Annotated in this window: 18 protein-coding genes; 9 read left to right on the plus strand and 9 right to left on the minus strand. The window is 68.8% G+C overall.

The genetic code is table 11. The annotated features are described in order from the left end of the window. Positions 1-97: 97 nt before the first annotated feature. The 6 genes from ACSFA5_RS12890 (at position 98) to gloA (ending at position 5,826) form a co-directional block, all read left to right on the plus strand. Entirely contained in the window at positions 98-406 is a 309-nt protein-coding gene (locus tag ACSFA5_RS12890; RefSeq protein WP_435444431.1) for a Com family DNA-binding transcriptional regulator, read from the plus strand. Further along, positions 297-1,061 carry a DNA adenine methylase gene (locus ACSFA5_RS12895; RefSeq protein WP_435444756.1) on the plus strand — a complete coding sequence of 255 codons (765 nt, stop codon included), beginning with the start codon at positions 297-299 and terminating at the stop codon, positions 1,059-1,061. The genes ACSFA5_RS12890 and ACSFA5_RS12895 overlap by 110 nt, the downstream gene beginning before the upstream one ends. Before the next feature lie 750 nt (positions 1,062-1,811). Next, the gene (locus ACSFA5_RS12900; RefSeq protein ID WP_435444432.1) at positions 1,812-2,891 is read left to right on the plus strand and encodes a Fe(3+) ABC transporter substrate-binding protein; all 1,080 of its coding nucleotides are present in this window, start codon (positions 1,812-1,814) and stop codon (positions 2,889-2,891) included. A gap of 34 nt (positions 2,892-2,925) precedes the next feature. Further along, positions 2,926-4,608 (plus strand): ABC transporter permease, encoded by a 1,683-nt coding sequence (locus ACSFA5_RS12905; protein ID WP_435444433.1) that lies wholly within the window; start codon positions 2,926-2,928, stop codon positions 4,606-4,608. After that, positions 4,605-5,288: an ABC transporter ATP-binding protein gene (locus ACSFA5_RS12910; RefSeq protein WP_435444434.1), complete on the plus strand. Its 684-nt coding sequence runs from the start codon at positions 4,605-4,607 to the stop codon at positions 5,286-5,288. Before ACSFA5_RS12905 ends, ACSFA5_RS12910 begins: the two co-directional genes overlap by 4 nt. Before the next feature lie 124 nt (positions 5,289-5,412). Next, positions 5,413-5,826, plus strand: coding sequence for a lactoylglutathione lyase (gene gloA, locus ACSFA5_RS12915; RefSeq protein WP_435444435.1), 414 nt, complete (start codon positions 5,413-5,415; stop codon positions 5,824-5,826). A 16-nt stretch (positions 5,827-5,842) separates the two neighbouring features. Here gloA and ACSFA5_RS12920 read toward each other — a convergent pair whose 3' ends face one another. The 4 genes from ACSFA5_RS12920 to ACSFA5_RS12935 all read right to left on the minus strand — a co-directional run bounded on the left by ACSFA5_RS12920 (position 5,843) and on the right by ACSFA5_RS12935 (position 9,856). Beyond that, a complete protein-coding gene (locus ACSFA5_RS12920) occupies positions 5,843-6,571 on the minus strand; it encodes a haloacid dehalogenase type II (protein ID WP_435444436.1) in 729 nt (242 codons plus the stop codon). Positions 6,572-6,573: 2 nt separating this feature from the next. After that, positions 6,574-7,209 carry a bifunctional 4-hydroxy-2-oxoglutarate aldolase/2-dehydro-3-deoxy-phosphogluconate aldolase gene (locus tag ACSFA5_RS12925; protein ID WP_435444437.1) on the minus strand — a complete coding sequence of 212 codons (636 nt, stop codon included), beginning with the start codon at positions 7,207-7,209 and terminating at the stop codon, positions 6,574-6,576. A gap of 47 nt (positions 7,210-7,256) precedes the next feature. Next, positions 7,257-9,098 (minus strand): phosphogluconate dehydratase, encoded by a 1,842-nt coding sequence (edd, locus tag ACSFA5_RS12930; RefSeq protein ID WP_435444438.1) that lies wholly within the window; start codon positions 9,096-9,098, stop codon positions 7,257-7,259. A 194-nt stretch (positions 9,099-9,292) separates the two neighbouring features. After that, positions 9,293-9,856 carry an OmpA family protein gene (locus ACSFA5_RS12935; RefSeq protein ID WP_435444439.1) on the minus strand — a complete coding sequence of 188 codons (564 nt, stop codon included), beginning with the start codon at positions 9,854-9,856 and terminating at the stop codon, positions 9,293-9,295. A 135-nt stretch (positions 9,857-9,991) separates the two neighbouring features. On the opposite strand from ACSFA5_RS12935, the gene ACSFA5_RS12940 reads away from it, so the two are divergent. Further along, positions 9,992-10,714: a gamma-glutamylcyclotransferase gene (locus ACSFA5_RS12940; RefSeq protein WP_435444440.1), complete on the plus strand. Its 723-nt coding sequence runs from the start codon at positions 9,992-9,994 to the stop codon at positions 10,712-10,714. Further along, complete coding sequence (locus ACSFA5_RS12945) at positions 10,711-11,250, plus strand: superoxide dismutase family protein (RefSeq protein ID WP_435444441.1); 540 nt, start codon at positions 10,711-10,713, stop codon at positions 11,248-11,250. Before ACSFA5_RS12940 ends, ACSFA5_RS12945 begins: the two co-directional genes overlap by 4 nt. A 12-nt stretch (positions 11,251-11,262) precedes the next feature. On the opposite strand, the gene ACSFA5_RS12950 is transcribed toward ACSFA5_RS12945, so the two are convergent. After that, positions 11,263-11,829 carry a nucleotidyltransferase family protein gene (locus ACSFA5_RS12950; protein WP_435444442.1) on the minus strand — a complete coding sequence of 189 codons (567 nt, stop codon included), beginning with the start codon at positions 11,827-11,829 and terminating at the stop codon, positions 11,263-11,265. Positions 11,830-11,859: 30 nt separating this feature from the next. Here ACSFA5_RS12950 and pdxH point away from each other — a divergent pair, with 30 nt between their 5' ends. Further along, complete coding sequence (pdxH, locus tag ACSFA5_RS12955) at positions 11,860-12,513, plus strand: pyridoxamine 5'-phosphate oxidase (RefSeq protein ID WP_435444443.1); 654 nt, start codon at positions 11,860-11,862, stop codon at positions 12,511-12,513. 127 nt (positions 12,514-12,640) lie between these two features. Here the strand turns inward: pdxH and ACSFA5_RS12960 are convergent, their stop codons facing one another. The 4 genes from ACSFA5_RS12960 to ACSFA5_RS12975 all read right to left on the minus strand — a co-directional run bounded on the left by ACSFA5_RS12960 (position 12,641) and on the right by ACSFA5_RS12975 (position 18,531). After that, the gene (locus ACSFA5_RS12960; RefSeq protein WP_435444444.1) at positions 12,641-13,591 is read right to left on the minus strand and encodes an AEC family transporter; all 951 of its coding nucleotides are present in this window, start codon (positions 13,589-13,591) and stop codon (positions 12,641-12,643) included. A 159-nt stretch (positions 13,592-13,750) separates the two neighbouring features. Then, complete coding sequence (locus ACSFA5_RS12965) at positions 13,751-15,844, minus strand: TonB-dependent receptor (RefSeq protein WP_435444445.1); 2,094 nt, start codon at positions 15,842-15,844, stop codon at positions 13,751-13,753. Between the two features lie 78 nt (positions 15,845-15,922). Continuing rightward, positions 15,923-16,330 carry a hypothetical protein gene (locus tag ACSFA5_RS12970; RefSeq protein WP_435444446.1) on the minus strand — a complete coding sequence of 136 codons (408 nt, stop codon included), beginning with the start codon at positions 16,328-16,330 and terminating at the stop codon, positions 15,923-15,925. Positions 16,331-16,359: 29 nt separating this feature from the next. Further along, a complete protein-coding gene (locus tag ACSFA5_RS12975; protein WP_435444447.1) occupies positions 16,360-18,531 on the minus strand; it encodes a TonB-dependent receptor in 2,172 nt (723 codons plus the stop codon). Between the last annotated feature and the right edge of the window lie 17 nt (positions 18,532-18,548).

Below are 18,548 nucleotides of genomic sequence, written 5' to 3' on the forward strand. Positions count from 1 at the left end.
GCTAACACCCGCTTCACCCGTCTCCGCCGTGAGTTAGCACGGCATCGACCGAAGACCCTGCCACCTAGCTAGGCGGGGCGAATCATAGGCGGTGCCAATGCACGAAGTCAGATGCGGCCAATGCGGGCGAAAGCTCGCGATGGCTGATGCAGGAAGAATTGAGATCAAGTGCCCGCGCTGCGGGACCATGAATCACTGGAGGGCCAGTGCCGCTGATCGCAGCGACCCGAGCCCCACACCAGCACGCCATCGAGCGTCACCACTGAAAGAAAGTAATGACGCAACAGAAAAGCCCACTGGCGTGGCTCGGGGGCAAGAGTCGCCTGGCGGACCAGATCATCGGGCGGATGCCCGATCACCAGACGTACTGCGAGGTGTTCGCAGGCGCGGCGTGGGTGCTCTTTAAAAAGCCCGAAAGCAAGGTCGAGATCATCAACGACATCAACAGAGAGCTGACGAACCTGTACCGCTGCGTGAAGCACCACCTCGGCGAGCTGGTGGCGCAGTTCCGCTGGATGCTGGTGGCGCGCGATGACTTCGACAACTTCCTGGTGCTGCCGCCCGATGCCCTCACGGACATCCAGCGCGCGGCCAGGTTCTTCTATCTGGCCAAGACCTGCTTCGGGGCCAAGATCCACAAGCCCACCTTCGGGATCGCGGCCACGGCACCGCCCAGGCTCAACCTGCTGCGCATCGAGGAGGAGTTGAGCGACGCCCATGTGCGGCTCTCGCGGGTTTTCATCGAAAACAAGCCGTACGACCAGGTCATCCAGCGCTTCGACAAGCCTGGCACGCTGTTCTACGTCGACCCGCCGTACTGGGGCAACGAAAAGGACTATGGCGAGGGCGTGTTCAGCCGGGAGGACTTCGCGCGATTGGCGGGCCTCCTGGCCAGCCTGAAGGGCAAGTTCATCCTGAGTTTGAATGACACTCCAGGTGTGCGGGAGACCTTCTCGGACTTCCGGATCGAGGCGGTCAAGACGAGGTACAGCATTGCGGCCAAGGCCAAGCAGGAGGTGGGCGAGGTGCTGATCTCGAATTACAAAATGGGAAGCCGGTAGTACGCCGACGCTTGGGCACAGGAAATGTTCGGTGGCACAGCTATCATCAATAGATGGAGTCATCGAACACTGCTGTCAAAGAACGCGCCACGGCTTTACTGGCATGGGAGGCAGCATGCGAGCGCCTGAGGGTGGCACTAAACCCGCTTCCCGGGTATCCGATAGCTGATGAGATCGAGCTCAATGCGGCGTTCACCAACGCAGCCCAACGACTTCACGTTCTCCGAGGGGCGTTCACCTTGGGCGGCTTAATCGATCTGCCTACGCCGCGCCACTGACTAGCTTCCATCGTGCGGGCAGCCGGCTCCGGCTCGCTCCTCGGCGCTCAATGCACGTGACTCCGGCTCCACAGCGAGACAGCCTAGATTTAAGCGTCTCACAACAATCTGGTGGCGCCTGATGATCCCGTGCCTCGCGACAAGTCCCTTCCCGCGACCTGCCTACCTCATTTGAAGGCGTCTGGCAGCGTAGGGCGTTTTGATGCTTTAACTGCACTGCCAAAGTCCGCGACACCTGCCAAAGGCGGCGGCGATTTACGTGTTGAGATCACTGCCAATGGCACCGGCATTTGTTGCCAATGCCGATGGAAATTGCTGCCAAAGCGCGCGGCGCGCTTCAGTAGGCCTTTGACCCGTAAGTGCAAATGCCTCCGCGCGCAATCCTCCCAGTGATAATTATTCGCATCTCGGCCGCTGCGACAACGACAGGCGCCGGCGTTTCCAGAATATTCACTGCTCCCGGAGGATCTCCATGACCGAACGCTCAAGCGTCCAAGGCCGCGCCGCGCGCGCATTGTTCGGCGCCAGCGCCGCCTCGCTGGCCATCACCGCGCTGACCGCACTCGTGGCCCTGCCCGCGCAGGCCGCCGCCGACGAACTCACGCTCTACACCACACGCGAGCCCGCGCTGATCCAGCCGCTGATCTCCGCGTTCAGCGCGCAGAGCAACATCAAGGTCAACACCGTGTTCGTGAAAGACGGCCTGCTGGAGCGCGTCAAGGCCGAAGGCACGCGTTCTCCCGCCGACGTGCTGATGACGGTGGACATCGGCAACCTCATGGACCTGGTCGAGGGCGGCGTGACGCAGCCGGTGACATCGGCCGCGCTCGAATCGGCCATTCCGGCCAACCTGCGCGGCGCCGACGGCCAGTGGTTCTCGCTGTCGATGCGCGCGCGCGTGCTGTATGCCGACAAGAGCCTGCCGCTCACCACCTTCCGCTACGAAGACCTGGCCAACCCCAAGTACAAGGGCAAGGTCTGCATCCGCGCCGGCCAGCACCCCTACAACACCGCGCTGGTCGCGTCCATGATCGCGCACGACGGCGAGGCCAAGGCCGAGCAATGGCTGCGCGGCGTGAAGGCCAACCTGGCGCGCAAGGCCACGGGCGGCGACCGCGACGTGGCGCGCGACATCCTCGGCGGCATCTGCGACGTTGGCCTGGCCAACTCGTACTACGTCGGCCAGATGAAGAGCGCGAAGGAAGGCACCGACGCGCGCAAGTGGGGCGACGCCATCAAGGTGATTCGCCCGACCTTCGCCAACGCGAAGAGCGGCGGCACGCACGTGAACATCAGCGGCGCATCGGTGGCGAAGAATGCGCCGCAGCGCGCCAACGCGGTCAAGCTGCTCGAGTTCCTGGTGTCTGAGCCGGCGCAGTCGCTCTACGCGCAGGCCAACTACGAATACCCGGTGCGCAAGGGCGTCGCGCTGGACCCGATCATCGGCCAGACCATCGGCGAGCTGAAGGTCGATCCGCTGCCGCTGACCGAGATTGCCAAATACCGCAAGCAGGCCAGCGCGCTGGTGGACAAGGTCGGCTTCGACCAGTGATGTCGATGGCCGGGCACACCTTGCCGGCAACTGAATGAGCACAACGCGGCGCCAGCCGCAGGGCCTGCGCGCTGCAGGCCCCGCATGGCGCTGCGCGTCGTTGCTGATCGCGCTCGGCGTGCTCGCGCCGGTGCTCACGCTCGCATGGCTCGCGCTCGGCTCGGGCGTCGGGCATTGGGGGCCGCTGCTTGCGCACGTGCTGCCGCAGGCGGCGCTCAACACCGCCCTGCTGCTCGCGGGCGTGGGCGCGCTGGTGCTGGCGATCGGCACCGGCTGCGCTTGGCTGGTCACGGCGCACGACTTTCCGGGGCGCGGCGTGCTGCACTGGGCGCTGCTGCTGCCGCTGGCCATGCCGACCTACATCGTCGCCTTCGCCTACCTCGACCTGCTGCACCCCATCGGCCCGGTGCAGGGCGCGATCCGCTGGGTGCTGGGCTTCGACAGCCCGCGCCAGTTCCGCCTGCCAGACCTGCGCTCGCTGCCCGGCGCGATCTTCGTGCTGGGCTTCGTGCTGTATCCCTACGTCTACCTGACGGCCCGCGCCATGTTCATGACGCAGCCCGCGCACCTGATGGAAGCGGCGCGCATGCTCGGCGAGCGCCGTCGCGGCGCGTTTTTCCGCGTGGCCTTGCCGCTCGCACGGCCCGCGCTGGCCGTGGGGCTGAGCCTGGCGCTGCTCGAAACGCTCAACGACATCGGCGCCTCGGAGTTCCTGGGCGTGAACACACTGACAGTGGCGGTCTACACGACGTGGATCACGCGCTCCGACCTGGCCGGCGCGGCGCAGATCGCGTGCGCGATGCTGTTCATGGTGGTGGCGCTGGTGTGGCTGGAGCGCCATGGCCGCCAGCAGCAGCGCTTCGGTTCGGCGCAACGCATGCGGGCCGTGCAGCCGCAACGGCTGAGCGGCGTGGTGGGCTGGGCAGCCACCGCGGCGGCCGCGCTGCCGGTGCTGATCGGTTTCGTGGCGCCCGCCCTCTACCTGGTCTGGGAAAGCGCCAAGCGGTTGCACCAAGGCGGCGGCATTTCGCGCGGGCTGGTCGCGAGCCTCGGCAACACGCTGGCGCTGGCTGCGGGCGTGACGGTGGTTGCGGTGGCGGCCGGGCTGGTCGTCGCGTGGGCCGCGCGCAGCCAGGGCTCACGCCCCAACCGCGCGCGCTGGCAGGCGCGCGCGGCGACGCTGGGCTATGCGGTGCCGGGCACGGTGCTGGCCATCGGGCTGCTCACGCCCGCGCTCGCGTTCGATGCGGCGCTGGCCACGGCGATGGGATGGCAGGGCCTGCCGCTGATGGGCGCGGGCGTCGTGCTGGTCGTGGCCTGCGTCATCCGTTTTCTTGCGATGCCGGTCGGCGGCATCGAGGCGGGCCTGGCGCGCATTCCGCCGGCCATCGAGCAGGCCTCCCGGCTGCTCGGTGAAACCACGGCCGGCACCTTGCGCCGCGTGCACCTTCCGCTGCTGCGCCCCGCCATGGCCGCGGGCGCGCTGCTGGTGTTCGTCGATGCCATGAAGGAACTGCCGGCCACGCTGCTGCTGCGCCCCGCCAATTTCGACACCCTGGCCACCTGGCTCTACGCCGAGGCCGCGCGCGGCACCTACGAGGAAGGCGCCATCGCCGCGCTCGCCATCGTGGGGGCCGGCCTGCTGCCCGTGGTGCTGCTCGCGCGCCAGCAGCTGGGCACGCCTTCGACCCTCCTCAACGCCGACAAGACGCCATGAGTTCCCCCCTGCACATCGACGCGATCCAGCTCGCCTACGACACCCCGCGCGGCCTGCACACGGTCGTCGACGGCTTCTCGCTCGCGTTGAAGGCGGGCGACATCGCCTGCCTGTTCGGCCCCTCGGGCTGCGGCAAGACCACGGTGCTGCGCGCCATTGCGGGCTTCGAGCCCCTGCGCGCGGGCACTGTTCGGCTCGGCAACGTGCTGCTGTCGTCCACGCAGGCGCACCTGCCGCCCGAGCAGCGGCGCGTGGGCATGATGTTCCAGGAGTACGCGCTGTTCCCGCACCTGTCGGCCGCGAAGAACGTGGCGTTCGGGTTGCGCCGCCTCGACCGTGCGGCGCAGCAGTCGCGCGTGGCCGAGATGCTCGCGCTGGTGGGCCTTGCGGAGGCCGGCGAGCGCTATCCGCACGAGCTTTCCGGCGGCCAGCAGCAACGTATTGCACTGGCGCGCGCGCTCGCGCCCTCGCCCGCGCTGCTGCTTCTCGACGAGCCTTTTTCCAACCTCGACGGCGGCACGCGCGAGCGGCTGACCAGCGAGGTGCGCGGCATCCTGAAGCAGGCCGGCCAGACGGCCGTGCTCGTCACCCACAACGAGGCCGAGGCGCATGCGATGGCCGACCGCATCGGCGTGATGCACGGCGGGCGCATCACGCACTGGCTGGACACGGCGGCATAGCGTCGCCTCGGCGCAGGCCGCTTCGAGCGCCAGCAGGCCCGCCTGCGCCGACCCCGCAGCCGGATGGGCGTGCCGGGAGGCCGACAATGGTGGCCCCTTCCCGATAACTACACGGCACCACGAGATGCGACTTCTTCACACCATGCTGCGCGTTGGCAACCTCCAGCGCTCCATCGACTTCTACACCCAGGTGCTCGGCATGAACCTGCTGCGCACGTCGGAAAACACCGAATACAAGTACAGCCTGGCCTTCATCGGCTACGGCAAGGGCAACCCCGAGCAGGCCGAGATCGAGCTCACCTACAACTGGGGCACCGAGAGCTACGAGCTCGGCACCGCCTACGGCCACATCGCCCTGGGCGTGCCCGATGCGTATGCGGCCTGCGACAAGATCAAGGCCGCAGGCGGCAACGTGACGCGCGAGGCCGGTCCGGTCAAGGGCGGCACCACGGTGATCGCGTTCGTGACGGACCCCGACGGCTACAAGATCGAACTCATCCAGCGTGACGAAGGCGCCGCCGGCGGCGGCCTGCGCTGACCCGCTGCCGGGCCGATCAGCAACCCAGCAGGTCGGCCAGCGCGTCGATGTCGCGCGCGTGCAGGTGGTTGTCCGGCTGCGGCGACACGTCCTTCGGCAGGGCACGGCCGAATTCGTGGGGCCGCTCGATGTAGGCGGTCTTCAGGCCGCACGCGCGCGCGGCGGCCAGGTCGTCGTGGTGCGCCGCTGCAAGCATCACCTGCCCCGGCGTCGCATCGAACACGCCCGCCACGCCCAGGTAGGTGCGCGGATCGGGCTTGTAGGCCTTGAACACTTCGGCCGACAGCACGCAGTCCCAGGGCAGCCCGGCGCGCTTGGCCATTTCGGTGAGCAGGCCGATGTTGCCGTTGGACAGCGTGCAGAGGGTGAACTTCTTCTTCAGCCGCGTGAGCCCGGCCACCGCATCGGGCCAGGCCGGCAGGCGGTGCCAGGCGCGGCTCAGGTCGCGCCTGGCGGCGGTGTCGAGCCGGTCGCTCAGGCCGAAATCGCGCAGCACCTGCTCCAGCATGCTCAGGTGCAGCTCGTCGAGCAGCGTGAAGCCGCCCTCGCCCGCGGCAATGCGCTCCATCACGGCCTTCATGGCGGGCTGGTAGCCCGCGCGCCAGGCCAGCGCGAAGGCCGCGCCGTCCACGCCGGGCAAGGCGCTCTCGGACTCGGCGGCGATGCCGCTGTGCCAGTCGACCACCGTGCCGAAGACGTCGAAGGCGATGACCTTCAGGTCGCTCGCGTCGAAATCCGCGCGCATGGTCAGCGCGACAGCTGGCTCGCGGCGCGTGCCAGCTGCTCGATGCGGGCCCAGTCGCCGTCGCGGATGGCGTCGGCCGGCACGATCCACGAACCGCCCACGCAGGCCACGTTCGACAGCGCCAAGAACTCGGCCGCGTTGCCCGCATGGATGCCGCCCGTCGGGCAGAAGGTGACGTCGCCGAACGGGCCCTGCCAGGCCTTCAGCATGGGCAGGCCGCCGGCCTGCAGCGCGGGGAAGAACTTCAGCTGGGTGTAGCCGTCTTCCTGCGCCGTCATGATTTCGCTGCCGGTGGCCACGCCGGGCAGCAGCGGCAGGCCGAGGTCGTGGCAGGCCTTGCCGACCGAACGCGTGTAGCCCGGGCTCACGCCAAACCTGGCGCCGGCCATGACGGAGGCCTGCGCATCGGCCGCGCTGCGGATGGTGCCGGCGCCGGCCACGGCTTCGGGCACTTCCTTGGCGATGGCCTCGATGCACTGCAGCGCCTGCGGCGTGCGCAGCGTGACTTCGAGCATGCGGATGCCGCCGGCGACCAGCGCGCGCGCCAGGGGCACCGCGTCTTTCACGTCGTTCAGCACGATGACCGGAATGACCGGCGCGTCGCGCATCACGTCGAGGGGGGTGAGTCTGTCTGTCATTTCATAGCTCCATTACGTTGCGCATCGCCCCCTGGGGCGCTGCTTGTTCACAGCCAAGAGCAGGCGCCCTGTTCGGCAGTCAGTGCATTGCGGCGCATGCCGGCGAACAGCTCGCGGCCAAGGCCGTGTCCGTCGGCGATGCGTTGGGCTTCGGACAGCGTCGCGGTTTCACGCGCGGCCCATTCGTCTTCGGGAAGCAGCACGGCGAGCGTACCCGCCAGCGCGTCGAGGCGGATCAGGTCGCCGTCGCGCACCTTGGCGAGCGGGCCGCCCGCGGCCGCTTCGGGCGACACATGGATGGCGGCGGGGATCTTGCCCGACGCGCCGCTCATGCGGCCGTCGGTGACCAGCGCCACGCGAAAGCCCTTGCCCTGCAGCACCGACAGCGGCGGCGTGAGCTTGTGCAACTCGGGCATGCCGTTGGCCTGCGGGCCCTGCCAGCGCACCACGCACACCACGTCGCGCTCCAGCTCGCCGGCGGTAAAGGCTTTCAGCAGCGCGGCCTGCGAATCGAACACGCGCGCCGGTGCCTCGATGACATGCCGGTCGTCGGGCACCGACGACACCTTGATGACGCTGCGGCCCAGGTTGCCGCTCAGCAGCTTCAGTCCGCCGGTAGCGCTGAACGGGCTGGCGACGGTGCGCGTGATGGCCTCGTTCTTCAACAGCGCGCCCGGGCTCCATTGCAGGCGCTGCTCGCCCGGCTCGCCGGCCAGCGCCGGGACGTTGGCGAATTCGCGGATGCCGCCGGCGCGCACCGTCAGCACGTCTGCGTGCATCAGGCCTGCGTCGACCAGCTCGCCGATCACGAGGCCGGGGCCGCCCGCCGCCTGGAACTCGTTCACGTCGGCGCTGCCGTTGGGGTACACGCGGCTCAGCAGAGGAACGATGTCGGAAAGCTTGGAGAAGTCGTCCCAATCGATCACGATGCCCGCGGCGCGCGCCACCGCGACCCAGTGGATCAGGTGGTTGGTGGAGCCGCCCGTGGCCAGCAGCGCGACCATGGCGTTGACGATGCAGCGCTCGTCGACCATCTCCCCGATGGGCGGACAGCTGAATGCGGTGTCTCCGGCCTTGCCCAGCACCGTGCGCACGGCTTCGCGCGTGAGCGTTTCGCGCATCGCATCGCCTGGCTGGATGAAGGCCGTGCCGGGCACGTGCAGGCCCATGGCCTCGAGCAGCATCTGGTTGCTGTTGGCGGTGCCGTAGAAGGTGCAGGTGCCCACCGAGTGGTAGGCCGCCATTTCGGCGTCGAGCAGGCCCTGGCGGCCCACCAGGCCCTGCGCGGCCTGTTCGCGCACCTTCGACTTGGCGTTGTTGGAAAGGCCCGAGGGCATGGGGCCGGCCGGCACGAACACGGTCGGCAGGTGGCCGAAGTGCAGCGCGCCGATCAGCAGGCCCGGCACGATCTTGTCGCACACGCCCAGCAGCAAGGCGCTGTCGAACATGTCGTGGGTGAGTGCGATGGCGGTGCTCATGGCGATGACGTCGCGGCTGAACAGGCTCAGTTCCATGCCGGGCGTGCCCTGCGTGACGCCGTCGCACATGGCGGGCACGCCGCCGGCCACCTGCGCCGTGGCGCCGAGGCGGCGGGCCTCTTGCTTGATGATGTCCGGGTAGCCCTGGTACGGCGCGTGCGCCGAGAGCATGTCGTTGTAGGCCGTGACGATGCCGATGTTGGGTGCGCGCTCGGTCACCACGCGGAACTTGTCGTTGGCCGGAATGCCGGCCACGGCATGCGCCACGTTGGCGCAGCCCATGCGGTCGGAGCCGCGGTCGCGGTTGCGGATGTCGGTGAGGCGGGCGAGGTAGGCGCTGCGCAGCCCCAGGCTGCGCTCGCGGATGCGATCGGTGACGTCGCGTACGGTGGGGTGTGTGCTGCTGCTCATGGGGTCGTGGGCTCTTGCTGCGTGTCGCCAGGGCGACTGTGGGCCTGGAGGCCCATGGTACCAAGCCGGGCGCGAAAGCCCGATGAAATCCGGGCGCCGGGCGATACCAATCCGCCCGTTCGCGCCGGTCGAAGCAGCGCACACAAAAAAGCCCGGCATCGCCGGGCTGTTCTTGCGCAGGCCGCGGGCTGCGGTCAGTCGATCAGCTTCACTTCGACCCGGCGCGCCTCGGTGTCGTTGCCCGAGCCTGCGGTGACCGCGGGCTTCTGCAGGTCGACCTTCGCGGCCGGCACGCCCAGGCCCACGAGCACGTCGCGGATCATCTCGGCGCGCTTCTTGGCGAGCTGGTCGTTGATGGCCGGGTCGCCCGTGGTGTCGTGGTAGCCGGAAACCACCGCCTTGCGGCCGCTCTCCACACCCTTGATGACCGCGGCCAGTGCCTCGGCGGCACCCGGCGCCAGATCGGCGCTGCCGGTCGCGAAGTAGAAGTTCACCACGCCGTCGATCACCCGGATGCTCGCGCCGTCGGGGATGGTGACCGTCACCGTCTCGGTCACTTCGGCCAGCTTGGGCTCCGCACCGGGGGCCGGGGCCGAGACCACCACGGCGGGCCTGGCTTGCGCCGCCTGCGCGGCGGCGGCGGCCGGGTTGTGGCCCTTGTGCCAGAGCACGATGCCGACCACGAAGAAGATCACCAGGGCGATGAGCGCCATGAGAAATCCGAGGATGAAATTCTGCTGGCTGTCGTCGTCGCTCATCGCGGGTCTTGCTCCGTAGGAAAGGGGTCGGTAAATAATGGTGCGGTGAACCATGATGGCGAAATTGTAGGCGTCGGCCCTTTCACCCCCGTGTCGGACCCGACGCCGGATCCCGGCCCGCCGGGACTCGACCCGATGCCAAGGCCCCTGCGCGACCCGCAGCCGATGCTCGAACGCGCCATCGCCGACTGGGGCGGGCACGACGACCTCTGGCTCTTCGGCTACGGCTCGCTCATCTGGCGGCCCGAGTTCGACTTTGTCGAGCGGCGCCAGGCCTGGGTGCGCGGCTGGCACCGCGCGCTGAAGATGTGGAGCCGCGTGAACCGCGGCAGCGTGCAGGTGCCCGGCCTCGTGTTCGGCCTGCTCTCGGGCGGCAGTTGCCGGGGCATGGTTTTCCGCGTGCCTAAGGCCGACGGGCTGGCCACGCTGCGCCGCCTCTGGCTGCGCGAGATGCCGACCGGCGTGTACGACCCCAAATGGCTGACCTGCGGCACGGCCGAAGGCCCGGTGCGCGCACTGGCCTTCACGCTCTCGCGGCGCAGCCCCAACTTCACGGGCGAGCTCAGCGACGAGCGCTACCGCCACATCTTCGCCCATGCGGTAGGACGCTACGGCACCTCGCTCGACTACGCGCGCCAGACCCTGCTGGAACTGCAGCGCCACGCGATCCACGACGTCGCGCTGGCCCGGCTGGTGGCACTGGCCGCCGTGCAGGAACAGCAGCGCCAGCAGCAGTCCGGCGCCGTCGCCGATTGCGATGCGCCGCCGGCTCCGGTATACGTTCCCGGGTCTGCGGATACTTCTTCCCAGCTTTCACCACCTGCCGAGCCTTTCGGTCCGTCCAAGGAAAACACATGAACCAACGTCGTCTCGCCGCCACCGGCACCGCCCTTTTCGCCGCCGTACTTCTGGCTGGCTGCGGCAGCATGGGCGGCAAGCCCAGCACGGCCGTCGAGCTGGTGCCGACCGGCGCCATCACGCCCAACCCGACCCGCGGCACGGTGACCTTCACCGCGCTCGAGCACGGCCTGCGCGTGGCGGGCGAAGTGCGCGGCCTGGTTCCGGGCAGCGAGCACGGCTTCCACATCCACGAAAAGGGCGACTGCGGCAACAACGGCGACGCCTCGGGCGGCCACTTCAACCCGACCGGCGGCACGCACGGCAAGTTCGCCGCGGCGGGCAGCCATGCCGGCGAACTGCCGAGCCTGGTGGCCGACGCCGGCGGCGTGGCGCGCTTCAGCGTGGAAGACCACTCGATCTCGCTGACCGACGGCGCGGTCAACAACGTGGCGGGCCGCGCACTGGTGGTGCACCGCGACCGCGACGACTTCACGACGCAGCCTTCGGGCAATTCGGGCCCGCGCATCGCCTGCGCGGTGATTCCAAAGCCCTGATCTCGAAAAAAGCTAGCCGCCCAGGCGCGCCAGCCAGAGCGCCTCGGCCTGCGCCAGGGCCGCGGGTGTGTCGACATCCGTCACCACGCCGGCATCGTCCACCGCCAGGTCCGCTACCGAATCGATAGCGCGCATCGAACGCAGGATGGACGATGCGCCCACGTTTCCTTCCAAAGTCGCGAGCTGGGGACCGCAACCGGCCGCAAAGCCGACCGGGTGCCCCCGCTCCCCTTTGTAGTTCGGCTGCACGGCATTCACCCGGCCGTCGAGCGCGGCGGCCACGGCCCGCAGCGTCGCCGCCCGGACCAGCGGCAGGTCGCCGGGCAGGATCAGCCAGCCCGGCGCATCGCGCGTGGCGCGCACCGAGGCGGCAATCGAGTCGCCCATGCCCGGATGTCCCGCGTCTTCCACGTGCCAGCGCAGGCCGCTGGCGCGCACCGCGTCCAGCGTGCGCTCCAGCACCGGCTTGCCCGCGAGCAGCGCCTTCAGCTTGGAGCCCGTGCCGCCCGCCGCGACAAAACGCTCGCCCCGGCCGGAGGCCAGCACGATCACCACGGGGGAATTTGCCTTCGTCGTCATCGCCCCAGTATGTGCGCAACAATCTCCGGCATGACTTCTCCTCTCTCCAATGACGCGCTGGCCGCGCTGCGCAAGAGCTACGAGCGCGCGGAACTCGGCGAGGCGCACAGCGCGGGCGATCCGCTGAAGCAGTTCGAGCGCTGGCTCACCGAAGCCGTCGACGCGAAGGTGCCCGAACCCAACGCCATGACGCTGTGCACCGTGGGCAGCGACCTGCGCCCGTCGAGCCGCATCGTGCTCGTCAAGGGCTTCGACGCGCGGGGCGTCGTCTGGTACACCAACTACGAGAGCCGCAAGGGCCGGGAGCTGTCGGGCAACCCGTATGCGTCGCTGCAGTTCCACTGGGTCGAGCTGGAACGCGTGGTGCGCATCGAGGGCCGCGTCGAGAAGGTGGAGCCCGAGGAGAGCGACGCCTACTTCAAGAGCCGCCCGCTCGACTCGCGCATCGGCGCCTGGGCCAGCCCGCAGAGCGAGGTGATCAGCGGGCGCGACGTGCTGGTGAAGAACGCGGCCGTGTTCGCGGCGAAGCACCTGCTCTCGCCGCCGCGCCCGCCGCACTGGGGCGGCTACCGGCTGGTGCCCGACCGCTGGGAGTTCTGGCAGGGCCGCAAGAGCCGGCTGCACGACCGGCTGCGTTACCGGCTCGAAGAAGCGGCTTGGGTGCGCGAACGCCTCGCGCCCTGACGGCTCACAAGGTGTGAAGAAACCGTAGCGAGCGCCCCGAGCTTGCGCCGAGGACCGGAGCCGTACTCCGTACGGTGAGGACCGCAGGTGCGAGATCGGGGCGCGCAGCAGGTGTATTCACACCTTGTCAGGGCAGCCACCGCACGCACACCATCACCAGCGTGAGCGTGCCGAGCGCCAGCACCGTCGACACCGCGACGCTGGCCGTCACCATGTCTTCGGCGGTGCGGTAGCGCTGCGAGAAGAGAAACACGTTGGCGCCGATCGGCAGCGCCGCGGCCACCACCATCACCGTGAGCGGAATGCCGCGCACGCCCAGCAGCCAGCCGATGCCGGCCACCAGCAATGGATGCAGCAGGTTCTTGACCAGCGCCTGCACCAGCGCGCCGCGCCAGTGCCGCCCGATGGGCGTGAGCGCCAGGGTGATGCCCACCATCACCAGCGCCACCGGGCCGAAGGCCTGGCCGAGCAGCTGGATCGGCTTGTCGATGACCTCCGGCATGGTCCAGCCGGTCTGCGCGAACAGCAGGCCCGCGATGATCGGCAACGGCACGGGGTGGATGATCGCGTTGCGCAGCGCACGCAGCACGGTGCGCGCCATCGAATGCGTCTCGGCGCCGCCGACCTTGGCATGCTCGCGCGCCACCGCCAGTTCCAGCACCACCGTGGCGCTGGTGAGCAGCACCAGCGAGTGCAGCGAGATGAGCGTGAGCAACACCACCATGCCCGACTCGCCGTAGGCCAGGTCGATGAGCACGATGCCGATCATCACCGTGTTGCTGTAGGTATTGGCCAGCGCAATGACGGCCGCCGTGCGGTTGAAGCCGCGCAGGGCCATGGTGCCCGCGAACAGCAGGCCCGACGCAATGAAGTACGCCGCCACCGGCTTGAGGCTGAGTTGCTCGACGTGCACCGTGCTCATGGCGCGAAACAGCAGCGCGGGCGCGAGCAGCAGGAAGATGAGGTTCGACAGGTCCTTCACCGCATTGCCGCCGATCCAGCGGCGGCGCCCGGCGAGGTAGCCGGCGGCGATGAGAAGAACGACGGGCAGGAGCGAGGAGATGACGAATGAATTCACGCGGCGAGGATAGCCGAGCGGTGCCTGCGGTCTTGCTCCTTCCCCCTCTGGCGGAAGGCCGGGATGGGGGCAAGCGGCGCTCGCAAAAGCCGCTGCCTCATCACGGGCCGCGAGCCCCCACCCCTGCCCTCCCCCAGCGGGGGAGGGAGAAGACCACGCTCAGAACGTCACGCGCAACCCGACCTTCAGCGTACGCCCCGGCAGCGGCGCGTTCGGATAGACCGTCGTCGTCAGGATCGACGTCGGGCTGTAGGCCAGCTTGTTGCCGATGTTGTCCATGCGCGCATACCAGGTCAGGTTGGTGCGCTGCACCTTCATGCGGTACGTGATTGCCGCGTTCCACAGCGTGTACGCATCGGTCTCGCGCGCGCCCACCGTCGGAATGCGGCGCTGCGCCGCGTTGTAGTCGAAGCCCAGGCGCGCGCCCCACGGGCCGTTGGCGTAGGCCAGCGTCGCGCCCAGGCGCAGCGGCGCGATGCGCGGCAGCGGCTCGCCGGTGTCGAGGTTCTTCGCGCGCACGATGTCGCCGCGCCATTCGAGGTCGAGCGTGCCCGCGTCGCTCATGCGTGCAAAGCCCTCGGTGCCCAGCAGGCGCAGGTTGCCGTTGGCCTCGATGCCGGTGAAGCGCGCGCGCACGCCGCCGTACACGTACTCGGCCAGCGTGTCGGTGGCGCCCGGCTCCGCCACGTTGCCCTCTCCATCGAGGTTGCGCCCCGAAGCCGTCAGGCCGATGTAGTTCTGGAAGCGCGTGACATACGCGTTGACGCGCGCCGTGTTCGGCCCCGACTTCCACTGCGCACCCAGGTCGAAGCCGGTCGACTTTTCCTTCTTCAGCTTCGGGTCGCCAACTTCCCAGGCGGCCGTGGCCACGTGCGGGCCGTTGGCCAGCAGCTCGTAGTCTTTAGGAGCGCGCTCGGTGTACGCCAGGTTCGACGTCAGCTGCCACTGCGGCGCCAGGTTGACCAGCGCACCGAAGGCCGCGCTGTGCGGGTTGAAAGTGCGCTCGCCGACGGCGAAGCGCGTCACCGCCGGATCGTCCGGGTAGCCCAGCGAACGCACGCGAACCTGCTCGGTGCGCGCGCCGAAACTCAGCCGGCCCCACGAGGTGCCCAGCTCTTCATGCAGGAACAGCGCGTTGGAGCGCGTGCGGCTGTGCGGCGCAAAGGCCTCTTCGCCGTCGGCGGCGAAGCGGTTGGTCTCGCTGCTGAAACCCACCAGGCCCTCGAAGTTGCCGATCTTCCGGTGGCGCGCCTCGATGCGCAGGTCGTTGCTCATGTTCGAGAACGTGGTGCCCGGCCGGCCGCCCTCGAACTCGGTGTGGCGGTAGTCGGTGTGGCTCAGCTTGGCGTGGATGCTGCTGATGAAGCCGCCCGGGCGCCACTCGCCTTCGACGGCATAGCGGTCGGACTTCATGCCGATGGTCACGTCGTCTTCCGCCACGGTGCCGTAGTTGCTGCGGTAGGTGCTGACCGAAGCGCCGATGTAGCCCTGGTCGAAGAACATCGTGCCGCCGAGCGCCCCGCCGTGCGCCTCGTTGGCCGAGTTGCAGATCTTGCGCGCCGACCACGGCGAGCCGGGCTTGCTGCATTCGAGGGTGATGGGCACCGCCACGTCCTTCGAGTCGCGGTTGAAGGCGTCGACGTGCAGCGCGAAGCGGTCGTTGCCGCCTTCGAGCACCACGCCGCCGTTCTTCTCCTTGTTGCCGGTGGCGTAGCCCAGGTCGGCGCGGCCGCCGAAGCCGTTGACCGGCTCGGTGGGAATGCGGTTGTCGATCACGTTGACCACGCCGCCCACGGCGCTGCCGCCGTACTGCAGCGCCGACGGGCCGCGCAGTACTTCGATGCGCTCGGTGACCAGCGCGTCGACCGGCACCGCGTGGTCATAGCTCAGCGCGGACGCATCGGGCGCGCCGCCGCCGTTCTGCAGGATGCGGATGCGGTCGCCGTCCTGTCCGCGAATGATCGGGCGGCTCGCGTTGGGGCCGAAGTAGCTGCTGCTCACGCCGGGCACGTTGTTGAGCGTTTCGCCCAGGGTGGATTCGGCGCGCAGCAGGAGCCTGTCGCCCGACAGCGTGGTGGTGGGCGCGATCAGGTCGGAGGCGCCGAGCGGGTTGCCGGTGACGGTGACCTCGCGCAGGCTGGCGGGGTCGGCAGCCTGGGCCTGGGTTTGTTCCTGTGCCTGGGCCAGGGCCGCGACAGCGGCGAGCGAAAGAATGGCAGCGCCCACGGCGTTGCGACGGAAATTGGGGGTCATGAAAGAGCATTCGTTGAATCGAGGGACGACCGGCCGCGCCCCGCGCCAAGCGGGTGCAGCAACCGGCACACAGGGAATTCAGCGAATGGCGGGCGGGCCCCGTGCCTCGAACAGCACGACCCAGCGGGCGACGGCCTCGCCCTCCAGAAAAGCGAAGGTGGCCGCCGGCAGCAGCATCGGCAGCACCACCAGCGGCACGCCCGGTGCGCTGGCGCCGTGCGCCAACTGGTCGTACAGGCGGCACTCGGCATCGGTCTTGTCGCTGAACAGCGCGTTGAGCCAGCCGTGCCGCAGCGCCGGGTCGCGAGCCTGGACGCGTGCCTGGACGCGTGCCTGGACGCCATCATCGCCCGCCATGGCCACCTTTGCGCGCGCGGTTGTCAGCGCCAGGGCCAGGTCGCCCGGCACATGCAGCGTGGCATGCACGAGGCCGAGCGTCGACGCCAGCCACACCGCGACAAGCAGCGTGACAGCGACGGAGCGCAACAGCCTTGTGTGCATCCTCGAGCGTCCGCTCAGAAGTGCGTCGTCATGCCGACGTACAGGCTGCGTCGGGTGCCGTACTGCGGCGCGCCCACGCCCACGCCCGTGCCGTCGCGCAGCAGGTAGCTCTTGTCGAACAGGTTGAGGATGGCCACACGGGCGACGATGTCGCCGCCCGAGGCTTCCTTCCACGTGTGCGAGTAGGCGGCGTTGACCACCGCGTAGTGCGGCAACGCGGCGCCGTTGGGCGCCCCGCCGTCGGCCGTGCGGCGCAGGCCGCTGCCGAAGATCAGGTCGCCGCTGACCTGGTTGTCGCCGAAGCGGTAGCTCGCGCCGCCCGACAGCGTGTAGGTCTGGTCGTGGTCCAGGTACACGTCGTGGCTGGCGATGTAGTTCAGCTCATCCGCGCCGAACAGCGACTGGCTCGACACGATGTTCTTGCCCATCGCCTTCTGGTAGGCGAAGTTCGCGTACGCCGACCAGTGGTCGTCGTTGTAGCGCGCCGACAGCTCCAGCCCGCGCGCGAAGCCCTTGGCGTAGTTGAACGGCGACAGGATCAGCGCCTGGCCGAACTGGCCCTCGTCGAGCAGGTTGGTGATGTTCTTGTAGTACACGTCGGCCGACAGCGACAGGTTGGCGTTCACCTTGTGGTCCACGCCCAGGTCGAAGTAGTGGGTGCGCTCCGCCTTCACCGGGTCGGAGTTGGCGATCTCGGGCTGGTTGGTGGTACCCGTGTACAGGTTGATGCTCTGCTGCGACGCCAGCTCCTGCGGCGGTGGCGTGAAGTAGCGCGCATAGCCCGCGTGCAGCGCGGTGTCGCCGGTCAGCTTGTATGCCAGGTTCAGGCGCGGGCTCCACTGGTGTTCCTTGGTGAACGCGTCGACGCTGTCGTAGCGCAGGCCGTAGTTGAAGGTCAGCTTCGGGTCGATGCGCCATTCGTCCTGCAGGTAGAGGCTGGCCAGCTGGCCGACCTTGCCCGAGTTGTCGTTGATCAGCACCGGCGTGTTGCCGACCTGCGCGCCGCTGTCGTCGACCGGGAACACGTTCACCGCATTGATGCTGCGCGTGGTCTGCCGCGTGTAGGCGCCGCCGAAGCGCAACGTGTGGGCATCGCTCAGCTTGTACGAAGCGTCGGCCTGCAGCCCGTTCGACGCGTTGGAACGCAGGGTGTCGGAGGCCACGCCGTTGTAGACCAGGTCGCCCGCCGGGTCCGGCAGGTAGTGCAGGTTCGAGTACTGGTGGAAGGCCGAGACCTGGAAGTCGAGCGCGCCGAGCGTCTTCTGGAACGACAGCGCGACGAAGCGCGTGGCTTCGGTCTGGCGCTCGCGCACATCCGACGACGGCAGCCCGTTGAAGCCCGTGCCCAGGTCGCTGTAGCCGGCCAGCGAGAAAGCCGGCGCCTGGTTCGGGTTGGTCGGAATCTGGAACTTGCCGTTGTAGGTGCCGAACATCAGGCCTACGCGCGTGTCCGCGTCCAGGTAGTACGACAGGTTGCCGAAAGTCTTGCCCTGCCGCGTGCGGTCGTTCTGCGCGTTCAGCGTCGGCTGCGGGTTCTCGATGCCGTTGGTGTTGGAGACCAGGCTGCCCGACAGGTAGTAGCTGAGGTTGCCGGTGGCGCCGTAGACCGACGCGTTTTCTTCCAGCGTGTTGTGGCTGCCGAAGGTGAAGCCGAGCGAACCGCCGGGCTTGCCCAGGCCCTGCTTGGTCTGGATGTCGACCACGCCCGCGGTGCGCAGGCCGTACTGCGCGGGCAAGGCGCCGGTGAGGAAATCGACCGAGTCGATGTAGCGCGTGTCCAGCGACTGGCCGAAGCCCGAGATGCCCTCGGGCAACTGCACGCCGTTGACGCGGTACTGCACGTTGCCGTGGTCGTCGCGCACATGCAGCGAGCCGGAAGCCTTGGAGTCCTTGGCGACGCCCGGCAAGGTCAGCAGCACGTCGTCCAGCGGCGTGGCATCGCCCTTGCCGAGCGCGTCGATGGCTGCGCGGTCGATGCGGTAGACGGTGGCGCCGACCTCGGGCGACAGCTCCATGCGCGCCTTCTTGAGGCGCTCGGACTGGATCTCCACGGTGGACAGCGTGCCGGGCGGCGAGGTGGCCGCGCCGGACTCCAAGGTGGCTGTGGCGTCCTGCGCCAAGGCAGGCCAGGACAGCAGGGAAAGAACGGCAACGCCGATGGCATTGCGACGGAAATTGGGAATCATGATGGGCACTCGTTGAA

Origin of the sequence: Variovorax monticola, assembly GCF_051216855.1 — a bacterium.
GTDB lineage: Bacteria > Pseudomonadota > Gammaproteobacteria > Burkholderiales > Burkholderiaceae_C > Variovorax.

Coding starts and splice junctions, on each gene's coding strand:
- ACSFA5_RS12890 (WP_435444431.1), top strand. CDS start 98: ATGCACGAAGTCAGATGCGGCCAATGCGGGCGAAAGCTCGCGATGGCT.
- ACSFA5_RS12900 (WP_435444432.1), top strand. CDS start 1,812: ATGACCGAACGCTCAAGCGTCCAAGGCCGCGCCGCGCGCGCATTGTTC.
- ACSFA5_RS12905 (WP_435444433.1), top strand. CDS start 2,926: ATGAGCACAACGCGGCGCCAGCCGCAGGGCCTGCGCGCTGCAGGCCCC.
- ACSFA5_RS12910 (WP_435444434.1), top strand. CDS start 4,605: ATGAGTTCCCCCCTGCACATCGACGCGATCCAGCTCGCCTACGACACC.
- gloA (WP_435444435.1), top strand. CDS start 5,413: ATGCGACTTCTTCACACCATGCTGCGCGTTGGCAACCTCCAGCGCTCC.
- ACSFA5_RS12920 (WP_435444436.1), bottom strand. CDS start 6,571: ATGCGCGCGGATTTCGACGCGAGCGACCTGAAGGTCATCGCCTTCGAC.
- ACSFA5_RS12925 (WP_435444437.1), bottom strand. CDS start 7,209: ATGACAGACAGACTCACCCCCCTCGACGTGATGCGCGACGCGCCGGTC.
- edd (WP_435444438.1), bottom strand. CDS start 9,098: ATGAGCAGCAGCACACACCCCACCGTACGCGACGTCACCGATCGCATC.
- ACSFA5_RS12935 (WP_435444439.1), bottom strand. CDS start 9,856: ATGAGCGACGACGACAGCCAGCAGAATTTCATCCTCGGATTTCTCATG.
- ACSFA5_RS12940 (WP_435444440.1), top strand. CDS start 9,992: ATGCCAAGGCCCCTGCGCGACCCGCAGCCGATGCTCGAACGCGCCATC.
- ACSFA5_RS12945 (WP_435444441.1), top strand. CDS start 10,711: ATGAACCAACGTCGTCTCGCCGCCACCGGCACCGCCCTTTTCGCCGCC.
- ACSFA5_RS12950 (WP_435444442.1), bottom strand. CDS start 11,829: ATGACGACGAAGGCAAATTCCCCCGTGGTGATCGTGCTGGCCTCCGGC.
- pdxH (WP_435444443.1), top strand. CDS start 11,860: ATGACTTCTCCTCTCTCCAATGACGCGCTGGCCGCGCTGCGCAAGAGC.
- ACSFA5_RS12965 (WP_435444445.1), bottom strand. CDS start 15,844: ATGACCCCCAATTTCCGTCGCAACGCCGTGGGCGCTGCCATTCTTTCG.
- ACSFA5_RS12975 (WP_435444447.1), bottom strand. CDS start 18,531: ATGATTCCCAATTTCCGTCGCAATGCCATCGGCGTTGCCGTTCTTTCC.